The 14605-nt window shown below is 68.4% G+C and carries 13 protein-coding genes; 7 read left to right on the top strand and 6 right to left on the bottom strand.

Going from position 1 to position 14605, the window contains the following annotated elements:
* Positions 1-75: 75 nt before the first annotated feature.
* The 5 genes from ACFPCV_RS13595 to ACFPCV_RS13615 all read left to right on the top strand — a co-directional run bounded on the left by ACFPCV_RS13595 (position 76) and on the right by ACFPCV_RS13615 (position 6268).
* Positions 76-1893: a hypothetical protein gene (locus ACFPCV_RS13595; RefSeq protein WP_378056474.1), complete on the top strand. Its 1818-nt coding sequence runs from the start codon at positions 76-78 to the stop codon at positions 1891-1893.
* Complete coding sequence (locus tag ACFPCV_RS13600) at positions 1890-3212, top strand: hypothetical protein (RefSeq protein ID WP_378056475.1); 1323 nt, start codon at positions 1890-1892, stop codon at positions 3210-3212. Before ACFPCV_RS13595 ends, ACFPCV_RS13600 begins: the two co-directional genes overlap by 4 nt.
* Complete coding sequence (locus ACFPCV_RS13605) at positions 3202-4599, top strand: DUF4407 domain-containing protein (protein WP_378056476.1); 1398 nt, start codon at positions 3202-3204, stop codon at positions 4597-4599. Before ACFPCV_RS13600 ends, ACFPCV_RS13605 begins: the two co-directional genes overlap by 11 nt.
* Before the next feature lie 311 nt (positions 4600-4910).
* Entirely contained in the window at positions 4911-5666 is a 756-nt protein-coding gene (locus ACFPCV_RS13610; protein WP_378056477.1) for a hypothetical protein, read from the top strand.
* Between the two features lie 95 nt (positions 5667-5761).
* Entirely contained in the window at positions 5762-6268 is a 507-nt protein-coding gene (locus ACFPCV_RS13615) for a GNAT family N-acetyltransferase (RefSeq protein ID WP_378056478.1), read from the top strand.
* Here the strand turns inward: ACFPCV_RS13615 and ACFPCV_RS13620 are convergent.
* Together ACFPCV_RS13620 and ACFPCV_RS13625 are read right to left on the bottom strand one after the other, a co-directional pair.
* The gene (locus tag ACFPCV_RS13620; protein WP_378056479.1) at positions 6265-6735 is read right to left on the bottom strand and encodes a nucleoside deaminase; all 471 of its coding nucleotides are present in this window, start codon (positions 6733-6735) and stop codon (positions 6265-6267) included. The genes ACFPCV_RS13615 and ACFPCV_RS13620 overlap by 4 nt on opposite strands.
* Positions 6732-7229: a tRNA adenosine deaminase-associated protein gene (locus tag ACFPCV_RS13625; protein WP_378056480.1), complete on the bottom strand. Its 498-nt coding sequence runs from the start codon at positions 7227-7229 to the stop codon at positions 6732-6734. Before ACFPCV_RS13625 ends, ACFPCV_RS13620 begins: the two co-directional genes overlap by 4 nt.
* A gap of 72 nt (positions 7230-7301) precedes the next feature.
* Here ACFPCV_RS13625 and ACFPCV_RS13630 point away from each other — a divergent pair, with 72 nt between their 5' ends.
* Both ACFPCV_RS13630 and ACFPCV_RS13635 read left to right on the top strand, forming a co-directional pair.
* Entirely contained in the window at positions 7302-8522 is a 1221-nt protein-coding gene (locus ACFPCV_RS13630; protein ID WP_378056481.1) for a M20 metallopeptidase family protein, read from the top strand.
* Positions 8523-8533: 11 nt separating this feature from the next.
* A complete protein-coding gene (locus ACFPCV_RS13635) occupies positions 8534-9484 on the top strand; it encodes a prephenate dehydrogenase (RefSeq protein ID WP_378056482.1) in 951 nt (316 codons plus the stop codon).
* A gap of 288 nt (positions 9485-9772) precedes the next feature.
* On the opposite strand, the gene ACFPCV_RS13640 is transcribed toward ACFPCV_RS13635, so the two are convergent.
* The 4 genes from ACFPCV_RS13640 to ACFPCV_RS13655 all read right to left on the bottom strand — a co-directional run bounded on the left by ACFPCV_RS13640 (position 9773) and on the right by ACFPCV_RS13655 (position 14441).
* Positions 9773-11449: an SIR2 family protein gene (locus ACFPCV_RS13640; protein WP_378056483.1), complete on the bottom strand. Its 1677-nt coding sequence runs from the start codon at positions 11447-11449 to the stop codon at positions 9773-9775.
* A gap of 891 nt (positions 11450-12340) precedes the next feature.
* Positions 12341-12895, bottom strand: a complete 555-nt coding sequence (locus tag ACFPCV_RS13645) for a putative glycolipid-binding domain-containing protein (RefSeq protein ID WP_378056484.1) — start codon at positions 12893-12895, stop codon at positions 12341-12343.
* A 35-nt stretch (positions 12896-12930) separates the two neighbouring features.
* Positions 12931-13122, bottom strand: a complete 192-nt coding sequence (locus ACFPCV_RS13650) for an antitoxin (protein ID WP_378056485.1) — start codon at positions 13120-13122, stop codon at positions 12931-12933.
* A 104-nt stretch (positions 13123-13226) separates the two neighbouring features.
* On the bottom strand, positions 13227-14441 hold the full coding sequence (locus ACFPCV_RS13655; protein ID WP_378056486.1) for a Cys-Gln thioester bond-forming surface protein: 1215 nt from the start codon (positions 14439-14441) through the stop codon (positions 13227-13229).
* Positions 14442-14605: the final 164 nt, after the last annotated feature.

A 14605-nucleotide genomic window follows, 5' to 3' on the forward strand; every position in this document is an offset into this window, starting at 1 on the left:
GCCTACTTCGGCACGGTCACCGACATGCCCATGGTGCGAACCCGCGTCACCGGCCGTATCCGGGAGGACGACCTGGTGGACACGCTCGCACATTTCGTACGGCCCGAGCCGTTCGGCAAGGCGGCCACGGCGCTCGAAAGAGGGCGGGCGGTGGTCCTGCACGGTCCGCCGGGCCAGGGCAAGCGCACATCCGCTCTTGCGCTGCTGCGCACGGTGACCGACGAGTCGCTGTTCCTCCTCTCGCCTCAGCTCACCATGGCTGAACTGCGTGAACGCACCTACGACGAAGGGCTCGGGTACGCGGTCATCGATCATGTGGCGCCACCCGACACCGACGGCGACTTCTCCTGGCGGGTCCTGACCGACCGCCTGACCAACGCCGGCGCATATCTCGTGGTCACGACGACGACAGAGCCGCAACAGGTCGGCGACGCGATCAGCCATGTGCCGTGGCACCGACCCGACCTGGAACAGGTGCTTCGCACCCGGATGACCACCGACCTGACCGAGGACGCTTTCTCCGAGTTGGCGACGTCGCTCGAGAGTTGCCGTCAGGTACGTGACGTGGTGGAACTCGCGTGCCGGCTCGACCGGGGCGAGAAACCGGAGGAAGCTGCCGGTCACTTCGACGTCACCGCCGAAACGGCGGTGGCCTCCTGGTTCGACCGCGGCCCCAGTCGACGGCAGGTCATGGAGGTCACCACGCTGGCTTTCGCTCACGGCACCGCCGAACGCGCGTTCGAGCTCGACCTGGCGGTCCTCGAGAAGCACCTACGCCGGCACATGCCGGAACCGTCTCCGGAGGAGGGCGTGGCCGAGGAGAGCCTGCCCCAGGTCCGGCGTCGGCTCGTCGATCCGGATGGCTTGATCGTCCGGCGGACCGTCATGCTCGACGTTGGTCCGCGAACCGAACTGGTCTTCGCCTCGCTTGCCTACCACCGGCACGTCGTCCGCGCCCTGTGGAACCGCATGGACGTGGCGTTCTGGGACGCCGTGCATGGCTGGCTGAACGAAATCGTTGCGCGGCACCCGTGGCGTGTCGCCATCGGCCTGGCGGCCGTGGCGGAGGTCGCGTTCAACGAAGCGCTCGCCCTGCTGCAACAGTGGTCCGCCGGATCGCGTGGTGGCGGGGGCCAGCGTGCCGCGATCTACACCCTGACGATCATGGCCCGCAACGATCAGATGGCTCCAGCAGCGCTCCAGATCGCCACGAGGTGGATCCACGGCAGCGACCCCGCGCGGCAATGGACCGCTGCCATGGCGTTCGGTGACCAGCTCGGCGTCCGGTTCCCGCTCGAGGCCATCAACAAGCTGTGGCGGCTGTGCACACAGGCCGACACCGGCACCGGAAACGTCGCCATCGCGCTCGCCAACCTGTTCACCACCCTGGCCCGGGACACACCCGATGCCGGAATGGTGCTGAGGGTGTTGTCCAACAAGCTGGCGAGGTTCGGCCGGCCTGGCGGCAGCACCATCCTCCGCTCAGTCGCGATCTCGACGCTGAGCGTGGTTCTGGGCGCCCGTGACCACAGGACCGGACGCCAGTCCGTGCTGCTCCACCTCGGACGGTCCCCCGACCAGATCCACGCCGTTGCCCGGCTGTGGGCGATGACGCTGGACAACCGCCCAACGCGTCTTCGCGCCATCGAGTCGTTGCGGGACACGCTCAAGGACCTGGCCGAACACGACAAGCACGCCACCTCAGAGGTCCAGCGGATGGGCGAGGCGCTCGCCGTGGAGATGACCGAGCTCGAACGCCGACGCCTGCGCGACGACATGCGCAAGGTGACGGCTCGTCAGGGCGGCGGCAACGACAACGAACTCATCGCGAAACTCTTCTCCGCGTTGCTCACGGCGCTCGGCCGTGAAGGATCAGACAAGGAAAACCCATGACGGTCCCCTACCCCATCGTCGATCAGCGCAGCCTCGCTCCCGTGCCGCCGAAGCGGTTGCTCGGCCCGAAGAGGACCCGCGGGATCGAGGAGATTCCGCAGACCGCGGCCGGGCAGCGCCTGATCTACCGGATTGACGGCGATTTCCTGTTGGACAACTCGGCGCTGCCACTCGACTCCACCTCGGTGCTCGACGCCACGCACGTCAGCGTCGTGGACGTCTCGAGCGATGTCGAGGTGTTCGTGGAACTCGACATCCCGTCCAAGGACGCGGACAAGTTCACGATGCGGCTCACCTTCGTCTGCACGGTGACCGACCCGATCGCCGTGGTGCGGCAAGGATCGCCGTCGGCGGCGAGTGCGTTGCGCGCGTACATCAAGAGCCACCACCGGATCTTCGAGCTGGGGCTCGACTATCCCCTGGCCGAGATCAACACGGCACGACTGAAGTTGAACGCACAGGTGAAGGCGTTCACCACCGTGGAGCCGCCGACGATCGTCGGCGTGTCCGTCGAGCTCGCGAGCGTGGAGGTGCTGACCCCGACGGAGGTCAGCGAGTTCGAACAGTCGATGCGCCAGCAGGAGCAGCATCACAGGATCCAGTTCGGGCTGCAGCGCAGTTCACAGGTCCTCCAGCACCACAAAGCGGAATTCGAGTACGTCACGGCCGCCGAGGCGCAGCGGGCGGAACTGGAGCGCGACGCCGACATGCGCGGGTACCAGCGCTACCAGTTCACCGAGCAGAGCCGCGTGGTGCCGAACGACGCCCTCAGCGCATTGACCAACGCCTACTCCGTCGGTGACATCAGCGCGAAGGAGCTGGCCGAACGGGTGACGAGTCTCGAAGCCGACAAGCTCGAGTACGAACGAGCTCAGGCACAGGAACGCCTGGAACGCGAGCGTACCGAGAGCCGGGAACTGGCCGAGTGGAAACGAGAGAACAAGCGTCTCCGGTGGGAGGCGCACCGCACGGACACGGCCGAGGAGTGGCTGTACCGACGGCGCGAGCTCGAGATCAAGCGGGAGAGGGAACTGCGGAACCGGGAGTGGTCGCGGGAGGACCTCGCCATCGAGCGGGAGGACAAGCGGCGCGAACTCGAAGCGAAGATCGACATCGTGCGTGAGCTGGCCCAGCGCGGCTACCTCGACACCGCCAACGTCAACCTCGAGAAGGTCGTCGACAACATGCTCGCGGGGACGCGGGAACAGGCGAACCCGGAATCGGCCGAGCTGACGGACCTCAAGGCCCCCGAGCTGGAAGCCGCCGACAACGACGAGGAAGCGAACGATGAGGAGGAGAGGGAGGAAGATGTCCACTGACCTCGCTGAACCTCCCGCGGCAGCCGGACTGGACGGTGCTCCGTCGGCTCGCTCCTCCCTGCCGAACGACGCACCCGTAGGCCTCTACCGCCCGGTCACCACGGACCGAGGTGCCGGGCGGTGGCTCCGGTCGGTCGTCGGCGTCAAAGAGGACATCCTCGACTGGGTGCCGGAGGAACGTCCCCGCTACACCCGGCTGGGCGCGATCGTCCTGAACACCGGGCTGATGGCCGGGTTGTCGCTGGTGGTGGCCTTGAGCAGTGTCACGAACGGGGCGTGGTGGGCGCTGTTGCCGGTGGGGCTGCTCTGGGCGTACATGATCCTCACGTTCGACGGCTGGTTGATCTCCAGCACTCACGGGGTGCAGCGCACCTCCAAGCTGGCCCTGTTCCTGCCCAGGATCGTGATCTCACTGCTCCTCGGTGCCGCGATCGCCGAGCCACTGGTGTTGTGGGTGTTCCAGCCCTCCGTTCACAACGAGATCGACGAATACCGCAAGTCGGCAGTCGAGGACTACGAGAGCAAACTCCGGTCGTGCAACCCGGCCTTCGGTGCGGTGTCGGCGGACCCGTCGTGCCGTGGCTTCCAGCTGACGATCAAGGACAGTCCGGGGGCGATCGAAACCCGGTTGGCGAGTGAGACGAGCCTGCTCGACCGGACGACCGAGCAGGTGGCTGCCATGGACCGGCATTACGCCCAGCTGGATCGCGTGGCGCGGGCCGAGTGCACCGGCGCTACCGGCCCCGGGCTCACCGGCGTGCCCGGCGTGGGGGGCGAATGCCGCCGCAACCGGGAGAAGGCCGACCAGTACCGCCTCGACGTGCGACTCGACCAGCGGCACGCGGAGCTGAACGCGCTGGAGGCGAGCGTCGTCGACCTCACCGCGAAGCTGGCACAGGCACGTCAGGTCGCGGGTCGCCAGGTCAGCGACGCGATCGCCGCGAAAGTCCGGGAGAAGCGCGAGAACCTCGCGGATGTGGGACTGCTCGACGAGATCCACGCGCTCGAACGGCTCACCGACACCAGCACCGTCATCGCGGTGGCGGGCTGGGTGCTCCGCCTTCTGCTGATCGCCATCGATTGTCTCCCGGTGCTGAGCAAGATGATGGGTGGCACCACCTGCTACGACACCCTCGTCACGCGGCAGCTGGAGTCGGCCAAGCGGCTGCACAGCAAACACGTCCACCTGTACGAGCGTCAGGACAGTGTCAACCTGGACATCCTCGCGCAACGCGCGGAACGGAAGCTCCGCAACAAGACCGACGCGATGGACACCGAGGAACGCGTGGAGCGGGCAGTGCGGCGGAAGCAACGGGCCGAGCAGATCGACCGGCTGGCCGCCGAGCTCGAAGGCCGCGACCGCCACACGGTGGGCGCCCATTCCTGACCGTGGCCGCAGGTTGCGGGCGGGACATCTCGCCCGCAACCTGCGTGACGCTTCCGTTTTCTTTCACCCGGTAAATACGCCTGAATGACGTAATCGTCGCGTGGGTTTCTGTCTTATCCTCTAAGGGACCGCCTGTCGTGCCGGCTCACCGGCAGGCGGTCGCGTTTTCCTTCGCCCGTGGGGAGGAGTGGGAATCCATGGTCACCAGTTACCTCTCTTTTCGGTCGTGGAGTGTCCCGGTCATTGCCGGGGTGGCGGTGGCGGCAGTTGCCGGAATACTGGTGGCGACGCTCGGAAATGGTGCGGTTCGGGTGGCGGCAACTGTCGTCGCCATTGTGGGTGCGGTGGGGGTCGTGCTCGTGTTTCTCGTCGAGCGGCGGGCTGCCCGGCGGGCCACCAGGGACTGTGGGCGGCTGGTCGCGCGGTACTGCGACTTCGTGGTGGGCAACGAGTCCGCCGCGCGGGCCGGGTTGCTGGCTTCGGTCGAGAACTGGCACCAGAAAGTGCACATTCAACCCAACGGTGACGTGCGTGAGGTCGTCGTGCTCGAGGCGGTCGCCGAGCGGGACGAGGTGTATTTCATCAGGTTCCACCTCGGCAGTGATTGGGACCAGCCCGAGAAGTACCGCAGGAATGTCCTGGTAAATGCCGACAACATCGAGATCGACGGGCGGCCCACCCGGCATTGGAGCATGACGAACTCGTGGCTTTCGAACGCCCGGCTCACCTCGATCGTGCACTTTCATTCACCAGTACGCATGGGTCAGGTCGTCCGAATGGAGATGACGCGTTTCTGGCCCGCCAAATGCCTGCCGCTCATGCGGCGCGGCGCCGCGGAACAGTTCGTCTTCCGCGCGACCGAACTGCTGCGCGTCCGGCACCTCGAGTACCAGGTGCGCCTGCCCAGCGGCTTCGACGCCAGGTACGAGCCCGTCGGCTTCACCCCGCCGGACAACCGGATCTCGGTCGGCGAGTACACCGACGTCGGCGGGCGCCGGGTGTTCATCTGCCGCGTCACAGAGCTACCGGAGCAGCTCACCGTGGGCATGCGCCTGGCACTCGCCTGACCGGCGCCGTCAGGTGCCGCCCACCTCGGGATTCACTCGATGGAGTGACCGGAAAGCCACCGGCTTTTGTCGGTGCCCGCTGCTAGCTTCGCGCCATGGAGTTCACCCAGGTCCAGCGGCAGGAGACCGACGACGTCGCCCGCTTCATGACCGCCGAGGAGTGGCCGTTCCACACCGAGCCGAAGGCCGACGGCACCGCCGTCCACGCCAGGGTCGCCGGCGGGGCGTACGACGACGCCTACTGGATCGCGCACGGACCGGACCGGCTCGGGATCGTCCGGTTACTCGACCTCGACGACGGGACTCCCCTGTTCGACTTACGCGTGCGTGCGTCGGCACGCGGGCGCGGGGTCGGGACCACCGCGGTGCGGTGGCTGACCTCGCACGTCTTCACCAACCACGCGACCAACCGGATCGAAGGGACCACCCGGCAGGACAACCACGCCATGCGCAACGTCTTCACCAAGGCCGGCTTCGTCAAGGAGGCCCACTACCGGGACGCCTGGCCGGGCCAGGACCGCCTGTACGACTCCGTCGGCTACGCGATCCTGCGCCGCGACTGGGAGACCGGGACCGTGACACCCGTCGACTGGCCCGCCTAGCCGGGCCGGTGGGTGGCGAAGAAGTCCGCCAGCAGCGCCGCGCACTCGTCGGCCAGCACCCCGCCCACCACCTCCGGGCGGTGTGTCAGCCTGCGGTCACGCACCACGTCCCACAAAGACCCGGCCGCGCCCGTCCTCGGCTCCCACGCGCCGAACACGACGCGGGCCACGCGGGCGAGCACGAGCGCGCCCGCGCACATGGTGCACGGCTCGACCGTGACGACGAGCGTGCAGCCGGTGAGGCGCCAGCCGTCGCCGTGGCGGGCGGCCGCCGCGCGCAGCGCGAGCACCTCGGCGTGGGCGGTGGGGTCGCCGAGCGCCTCGCGGGCGTTGCAGGCGGCGGCCAGCTCGGTGCCGTCCGGTGCGAGCACGACCGCGCCGATCGGCACGTCACCGGTCGCGGTGGCCCGTCCCGCCACGTCGATGGCGGCACGGACCAGGTCCTCGTCTGCGGCCCGCCGGCTCACTGGGCCATGCTGTCCATGGCGTCGAGGAGCTTGCCGAACTCGTCGGCGAAGCCGCAGCGCTGCGCGATGATCTGCAGCTGCTCGTCGGGGTAGAGGTCCACCTCGCCGACGATCACCTGCAGCTCGGGGGCTGGCAGGCCGATGTCGGCGAGGATGTCCAGCGCACCCTCCGGCCAGACCTCGTCGTCGTAGTCGGCGGGTGCCTCGACTCGCAGCACGTCCAGCGCGTCCGCGGCGATGTCGTAGTCGAGCGCCGCGGCCGAGTCGGACAGCAGCAGTTGGACGCCGCCGGGGCCCGGCCGCAGGATGATGAAGAACTGGTCATCCACGTCGAGCAGGCCGAACACCGCCCCGGTCGACCTGGTCTTGCGCAGCTCGGTGATCGCCGCGTCGAGCTCGGTCAACGCCGAACTCTCCATGGCGGTGCACCGCCATTTTCCTTCTTCGCGAACCACCGCGATCGCGAAGCCCGTCACCGGGTCCTGCTCGGACATGGGGCACACGGTATTCCTCAAGTTCGGCCGCAGGAAGAAGCAGTGGCCGGAGTGTTGCGCGATCATCATGGGATGACCACCGCAACGCTGTCCGACGACCCGAGGTTCACCGGCCTGTTCGAAGCCGCCCGCGCACTGCAACCGAGGACGGTGTCGCTGCGGCGGCGGCTGCACAAGCACCCGGAGGAGGGCCTCCACCTGCCGGAGACGCAGGCCGCGGTGCTGCACGCGCTCGAGGGACTCGGGCTGCACGTCAGCACCGGTGACTCGTGCAGCTCGGTGACGGCGGTGCTGAACGGCGACCGGCCGGGCCCGACGGTGCTGTTGCGCGGTGACATGGACGCGCTGCCGCTGCGGGAGGACAGCGGGCTGGCGTTCGCGTCGGAGACCGACGGGACGATGCACGCGTGCGGCCACGACACGCACACGGCGATGCTCGTGTCGGCCGCCCGGCTGCTGAACAGCAGGCGGGACGCGCTGGCCGGCAAGGTCGTGTTCATGTTCCAGCCCGGCGAGGAGGGGCAGCACGGCGCGCGGCACATGCTGGAGGAGGGCGTGCTGGAGGCGGGTGGCAGGCCGGTGGAGCAGGCGTTCGCGCTGCACATCACGTCGACCGCGCAGTCCGGTGTGGTGATGTGCCGTCCAGGTCCGATGATGGCGAGCGCCGACGCGTACACGGTGACGGTCACCGGCAAGGGCGGGCACGGTGCGATGCCCGACCGGGCCATCGACCCGGTCCCGGCCGCGGCGGCGATGGTCGGCGCGCTGCAGACGATGGTGACCCGCCGGTTCAGCGTCTTCGACCCCGCGGTGCTGACGGTCGGGCGGATCACGGCGGGCACGACGTCGAACATCATCCCGGAGACGGCCGAGCTGGAGGGCACCGTGCGCACCCTGTCCGACAGCACTCGCGCGCTGGTGCAGGCCGAGATCCCGAAGGTGTGCGAGCACATCGCGGCCGCGCACGGCTGCACGGCCGCCTTCGAGATCAACACCGGCTACCCGCCCACGAACAACGACGGCGCGGTGGCCGAGCGGGTCCTGGCGCTGGCGAGCACGGTGCTGGGCCAGAAGCACAGCTCGCTGATGCCGGAACCACTGATGGCGTCCGAGGACTTCTCGTACGTGCTGCAGCGGGTCCCCGGCGCGCTGGCGTTCCTCGGCGCGTGCCCGCCGGGCGTGACGCCGGACGAGGCGGCCCCCAACCACTCGAACCGCGTCCACTTCGACGAGTCGGCGTTCGCCCACGGCGTCGCGCTGTACGCGGCCTTCGCACTGGACGCGCTGCGGTGAAAGATGGACACGTGCGACCTGTGTGTGTGCTCGGCCTCGGACTGATCGGCGGCTCGGTGCTGAAGGCGGCGACGAGAGCCGGCCGGGAGGCGTTCGGCGCGACCGTGGAACCGGTGGCGGACCCCCGGGTGGAGCCGTCGGTGCCCGCGGCGCTGGAGCGTGCCGCCCGCACCGACGCGCTGATCGTGGTGGCCGTGCCACTGCCCGCCGTGGACGACGTGCTCCGCGCGGTGGCGGCGCACGCGCCGGACTGCCTGCTCACCGACGTCGTGAGCGTGAAACAGCCGGTCGCCGACGCCGTGGCGAAGCGGCTCCCGGACGCGCGCTACGCGGGCGGCCACCCCATGGCGGGCAAGTCGGCGTCGGGCTGGGACGCGGCGACCGAGACGTTGTTCGACGGGGCGGCGTGGGTGGTCACCACCGACGAGGACACCCCGCAGGACGCGTGGCGGGCCGCGGCGGAGCTGGCGCTGGCGTGCGGTGCACACGTGGTGCCGGCGACGGCGGGCGAACACGACGCGGCGGTCGCGCGGATCTCGCACCTGCCGCACCTCCTGGCCGCGGTGCTGGCGTCGACCGGCGCGGACGGCGGGTCACTGGCGCTGTCGCTGGCCGCGGGCTCGTTCCGCGACGGCACCAGGGTGATGTCCTCGAAGCCGGAGCTGGTGCTCGCCATGTGCGAAGGCAACCGGGGCCCGCTGCTGGCGGCGGTCGACGAGGCGCTGGGCAGGCTCGGCGCGGCGAGGGGCGCGCTGGCGTCGACGGGCGGCCTGGCCGCGACGGTGCGGGCCGGGCACGAGGGCAGGCAGGCGCTGGCGGACCTGCGAAACGCGGAGCAGGAAGAATTCCCGATCGATCTCACCGATCCGGAGGCTTTCGAAACGCTCCGCGACCTGGGGACAGCGGGCGGTCGCGTACTCCGGCTGGAAGGCGACACGGCAATAGGCGCGCTACCGGCATAAACTCGAAGTGCGTAACAGAATCGGTTGAGGAAACGAACCACGACACACCTGGCGATTGCTAGCGGCTGGCACGACGCCGTAGCATTGGAAATTCGCCACGTGGACATCGGCGAAGGGACGTGAGCTGTGCACACGAGTTCCGAGACGATGGAGGCGGCGGTGGGGACGATGACGGAGACCGAACAGAGTGAGTCGGTGACCGACCAGTCACCCAAGAGAGTCGTGGGAGACCGGGTTTACGTCTCCGTTCCCGGGCCCGTACCGATGGTGCGCGCGAAAAGGAAGCGGTCAGGCAAGGTTTAACACGAACTCGGCCGCCTTTTGCAGGCTGCCGACCAGTTCGTCGTAGTGGACCGCCTTCAGCCTCTTGATGATGGAGAACTCCTCGGGACCGGCCTCTTCCTCGCCGTCGAGGCCGGTCACCAGGTGCGTCGAGTTCAGCGTGATCGCGCCGATGGTCAGGATGTCGGCAGGCTCGCCGTTGATGTTCTTGTCGCTGCCGCTCGCGACGAGCAGCACCGGCGCCGCCAGCACGCCCCGCCACAGCCGGGACGTCGGGGACGGGATGACGTTCGCGGCCTGGCGACTGCCGAGGAACACCGCCTGCGCGGCGGTGAACGGCGTGTCCGAGGAGATGGGGACCTGGCGCCGCATCGACCACTCCTCACGGTGGGTGAACGCCGAGGTGCCCACCATGCACAGTGAGTAGCTCTCCGTGGTCGCCTGCCGGTCCCGCGTCCGCAGCCACAGCGACAGGCCGAAGTTCTCGCCGTCCGGGCCCCCGAGGTTGGGGTGCCGGTAGAGCCGGCTCATCCGCCTGAGGACGTCGAGCGGGCCGCCGGTGATGTTCAGCGCCTGGTAGAGGCGTTCGTTGAAGTCCGAGGCCGCGTTCCCCGACGGCACCCAGTCGTCGGCGGCGCACCCGATGGCCGAGTAGCAGGTGTCGAGCGCACGGGCGAGCCGCTGGTCGTAGGTCAGCGAATCGGTCGCGGCGCCGCCAGCCAGGTACCGGCCGGGTTCCACCGAGGCGAGCGCGAGGTCCGAGATCACCTGGTTGAGCTGCGAGTAGGACTTCAGGAAGATCGGCCGCAGCGCCAGCTTCTCCTCGAGGTACCGCGCCGAGCCGATCGCGTACCGCGCCGACTCCGCCGCGGACGCGCCCGGTTCCTTGCCGGGCACCACCAGCGCGAACCGCGGTGACGAGGACCCGGCACTCTCGTACAGCGGTCCGATCAGGTTCGGGTCGGACATGCTGAGCCCCACGAAGATCGTGCACGCACCGTCGATCGCGTCCGAGATGGCGGCACGCACCCTGGCGCCGTACTTGAGGAACTGCGACTCGGTCAGGATAATCGGTTCCTCGGGGTCCTGCCCCTGCCGGACCAGACCGTGCAGGTGCATGACGCCGATGTTGCCCGAGGTGCGCGCCCACTCCCGCCACGGCTCCACCTGGGAAATGGAATAGGCGTGCACGCGGGATTCGTCGAAATACCCGTACAGCGCCTTCTCGATGATGTCGTCGAAGTTCGTCGTCAGCACCTTGACGTGACTTCTGTGGGTGTAGATGAGCCGCGCGAGCGAGTTCGCCAGCTGACCAGGCACGACGGTGGCGTTCTTGTGGTACAGGGCGTCCCGGATCACCTCGTGGTCCTGCACGTTCACGTTGCCCTGTTTGACGAGGTTCAGGATGATCTCGGCCTTGCGCATGGGATCGGACGTGTCCTGGAAGGCCAGCCTTTGCAGGGCGTCGTCGTCGATCGCGCCGGTCATCTTCGTTATCAGCGAACGCCAGGAGGGCAGGCTCGCGTTCATCGAGACCCCGGCCCCCAGCACGAGAACCAACGGCAGCCTGCCGTCGGCGACCGCCTCGAACAGGTCCCGCAGGTAGGGCTGCGACTGAAAGGAGAACGTGTGCCCGTCGACGAACGTATTGGGGTCGACAATGCTGGACTCAGGCCTTGTCATGAATGACCTCATGGTCACGAACGGGCGATGTCGTTAACACCGGCATTACGGACAGCAAACAATTAAGAATAACATCACCCCGGGACCACCCGAAAGTGTTCGCAGAACTTGTCACAAATCTGACCAGAGTCACCGGAACGAACGTCAGGACCCCGGCAAAGCCGCGCGGAGCGAGACACCACGAACGTGAGACCACCCGCCGGTGCCCCGAAAGACGCTTTCGGGACGTTGAGCGTCCCAAACGCGTCGTTCAGGGCACGACACCCCGCACCCGCGCAGCGGGCGCGGGGCGCGCAGCGCCCGACGGGCCCCGCAGGGCGGGCTGGTGCCGTGAAGGCGCGCTCAGGGCACAACGAGTGCCGTCAATGGGCCATTCAGGACGCCCAGCGCCCTGAACGCGCCTTTCAGGGCATTGCCACGCCGTCAACGCGCCTTCACAGCACCAACCAGGGCGCTCCGCGCCCGACCCCGCCAAGCGGGCCCCGCGAAGCGGGAAACCTGCCCGCGCAACCCCGACGGTGCGCAAGCCCACCCCAAAGGGACTCCCTGCCATCCCGTCGACCTGGCAACGCCCGATCACGCCGTGTCAAGGGGGGCCAGAAGCCCGAATCACACCAAGCACGAACCGGCCCCCCTTGGCGCGGTGTGATAGCCCGCAGGGAGGTCGCCGGGATGGCAGGCAGACCCGCCCAAACCGCAGCCGACAAGCCCCCGCCACCCCCGAGACCTGCCCGTCCGGCGAGGACAAACCACCAGCAAAGCCGCGAAACCGGCCGGAACGCAACCCCCACCCGAACCCGGGGGCGTCCCGCCATGCCAGTCTACCGGCACCCACCGACAAAACAAGGCACACAAGCCAACCTGTGGATAACCAGGTCAGCTGTGGACAACTCAGAGGCGTTGTGCGGCGTCCGGGTACATGACCGGGAGGCCGTCCTTGTCGACGGCGATGTCGGAGCTGCGGTGGGCGTCCGTGTAGTTGATGATCGCGCCGGTTTCGGTGATCGAGACGGTGCGGTAGGTCTGGCGGACCAGGCTGATCGCGAGGTCGGGCATCGACACGTACAGGACCGGGAGTTCGACCTCCGCGGGGCGGCGGTGCAGGCCGAGGCGGCGGATGGGTAGTGCGGTGAAGGTGACCGAGCCCGCCACGTCGACGTCCACGGCGCCTTCGAACTCGTTGCGGGCGGTCGCGCCGTTGCCGTCGTCGATCAGCCAGATGCCGTCTTCGGTCCGGCCGACCGAGATGGAGCGTTCGGTGTCGGCGGCCGTGGTGCGAAGCAGGCCGCGGCCTGCTTCGCCGGAGCGGGCCGCGGTGAACTCGAACGAGGCGCTGTACGGGGTGTCGCCGGCGACGATGAGCCGCCCGGATGCGCGCAGCCTGCCGTCGGACACGAACAGCCGGACCGACTCGAGGCTGGTCCGGTTCGTCCCCTGCCATGTCACGATGATCGGCTTGCGAGAGCCGGGCGGCGTCGTTGTCACTGCTGGTTTCTCGGCCTGTCCGGGATGGCGTCCTGGATCTTGTCCACGACCTTGTCGACCTGCTCGTCGTGGCCGAACTTGTTCTTGGCGAACTCGCCGGCCTTCTCGACGCCGGACTCGATCTTGTCGCCATGCTGCTCGACGAGGTCCGCCGCCTTGTTCTTCATGGCGTCGAAATCAATGCCCACGACCACCCCTCCTTCCACGCACTCGGTCCAACCTACTACGACCGATGGTGACCGCCCCCACGATCGGGGGCGGTCACCATCATCAGGACCCTACGTCGCGCGGATCAGGCGCGCTTGCGGTGCCGCTGGAACAGCAGGGCGCCGATGCCGGCACCGACCAGCACGACACCGATCAGGATCGGGGTGAAGATCGACGCACCCGTCTCGGCCAGTTCACCGCTGGTGTTCTTCGCCTGCGGGGCCGGGGCCTCCGACGTGGTGCTCTCGCCCGCCGGCGCGACCCCGGTGCTCGTGGTCGGCGGGGCCTCGGTGGTCGAGGTGCTCGGCGGCGCGGTGGGCTTCTCGGTCCACTTGCCGCTGGCCGACGCGACGAGCTCGCTCTTGTCGGCGGTCGCCACGATCAGCGACTGGGTCTTCTCACCCTGGGCGTACCGCTCGCCGACGAACAGGCGGCCGGTGTCGACGCTGGCCGTGGCGGTCAGCTCGAACTTGCCCTCGCCGCCCTCGGCGGACTCGGGGACGTCCAGGTACAGCTGCGCGCCGTTCTTGATCTTCTCGGCGGTGAGCTCGGCGCCGTCGACGTCGGTGACCTTGACGCCCTCGGGGAGTTCGGTGGTCAGCTTGTCGATGTCACCGGTGGTGTTCACGGTGAACGGGCCGATGCGGCTGCCTGCCGTGCCGGACAGCTCGCCAGGGGCGACCTCGAGGGCCGCGGTCGGCTGGCCGCGGACGCCGACGTTTGCCTTACCGGTCAGGTAGTCGTACAGCGCCAGCACGTCCGCCTTGGAGTCGCGGGGACCCTTCGGCAACGGGTTGTCCCGGTCGAGGTCGGTGTCGTCGCTGAAGTGCCACACCGCGGCCTGCGTCGCGGAGATGGCTTCCTTCTTGTCGATGCCGTCCTTGAGCGTCACGCCGGCCTCGGTGAGGACCTCGGTGAGCTGTTCGGTGTCGACCACCGGGTAGCCGTGGTGCAGCACCCAGTTGATCTTGTCGCGGTTCTGGTGGAACGGGGACTTCGCGTTCGGGTACTCGTCCCACGGCCGCTCGACCATCTGCCGCTTCTTGTCGATCGGCGTGTCGATCTCGACGCAGTACATCTGGAGCGGCGTGCCGTCGGTCAGCCTGAAGCTGATCAGGCTCGCGTTGATGTCGCTGTTGTCGCCACCCACGTTGACATGGTGACCGTGGACGTAGTCGTCGCCGTCCACCCTGCCTTTCGCGGGGTCGGCGGCGGCCGGAATGGCCGCCGTCATCATCAACGCCACAGAGGCGCCCGCAATCGCGGCACCTGCGCGGGCGAACTTCAACCGACTGGCCATGACACTCCTTATCCGTCCGAACGACACTTGGCTCAGCCCTCTCACCTATCTTTGGTGACAGGGGAGTCGATCAGGCGAGGGCGAACTCTACTCACGGCCGTAATCGAACAACTACGTGGGGTGCGCACCCGGGAACCGGCAGACCCTCTTCGGCGCGCTTCGCC

The sequence above is a fragment of the Actinophytocola glycyrrhizae genome, from assembly GCF_042653545.1.
Lineage (GTDB): Bacteria > Actinomycetota > Actinomycetes > Mycobacteriales > Pseudonocardiaceae > Actinophytocola > Actinophytocola glycyrrhizae.

Excerpts from the sequence above, each read along its gene's own strand:
- ACFPCV_RS13605 (WP_378056476.1), top strand. The coding sequence starts at position 3,202 with ATGTCCACTGACCTCGCTGAACCTCCCGCGGCAGCCGGACTGGACGGT.
- ACFPCV_RS13600 (WP_378056475.1), top strand. The coding sequence starts at position 1,890 with ATGACGGTCCCCTACCCCATCGTCGATCAGCGCAGCCTCGCTCCCGTG.
- ACFPCV_RS13630 (WP_378056481.1), top strand. The coding sequence starts at position 7,302 with ATGACCACCGCAACGCTGTCCGACGACCCGAGGTTCACCGGCCTGTTC.
- ACFPCV_RS13625 (WP_378056480.1), bottom strand. The coding sequence starts at position 7,229 with ATGTCCGAGCAGGACCCGGTGACGGGCTTCGCGATCGCGGTGGTTCGC.
- ACFPCV_RS13640 (WP_378056483.1), bottom strand. The coding sequence starts at position 11,449 with ATGACAAGGCCTGAGTCCAGCATTGTCGACCCCAATACGTTCGTCGAC.
- ACFPCV_RS13655 (WP_378056486.1), bottom strand. The coding sequence starts at position 14,441 with ATGGCCAGTCGGTTGAAGTTCGCCCGCGCAGGTGCCGCGATTGCGGGC.
- ACFPCV_RS13615 (WP_378056478.1), top strand. The coding sequence starts at position 5,762 with ATGGAGTTCACCCAGGTCCAGCGGCAGGAGACCGACGACGTCGCCCGC.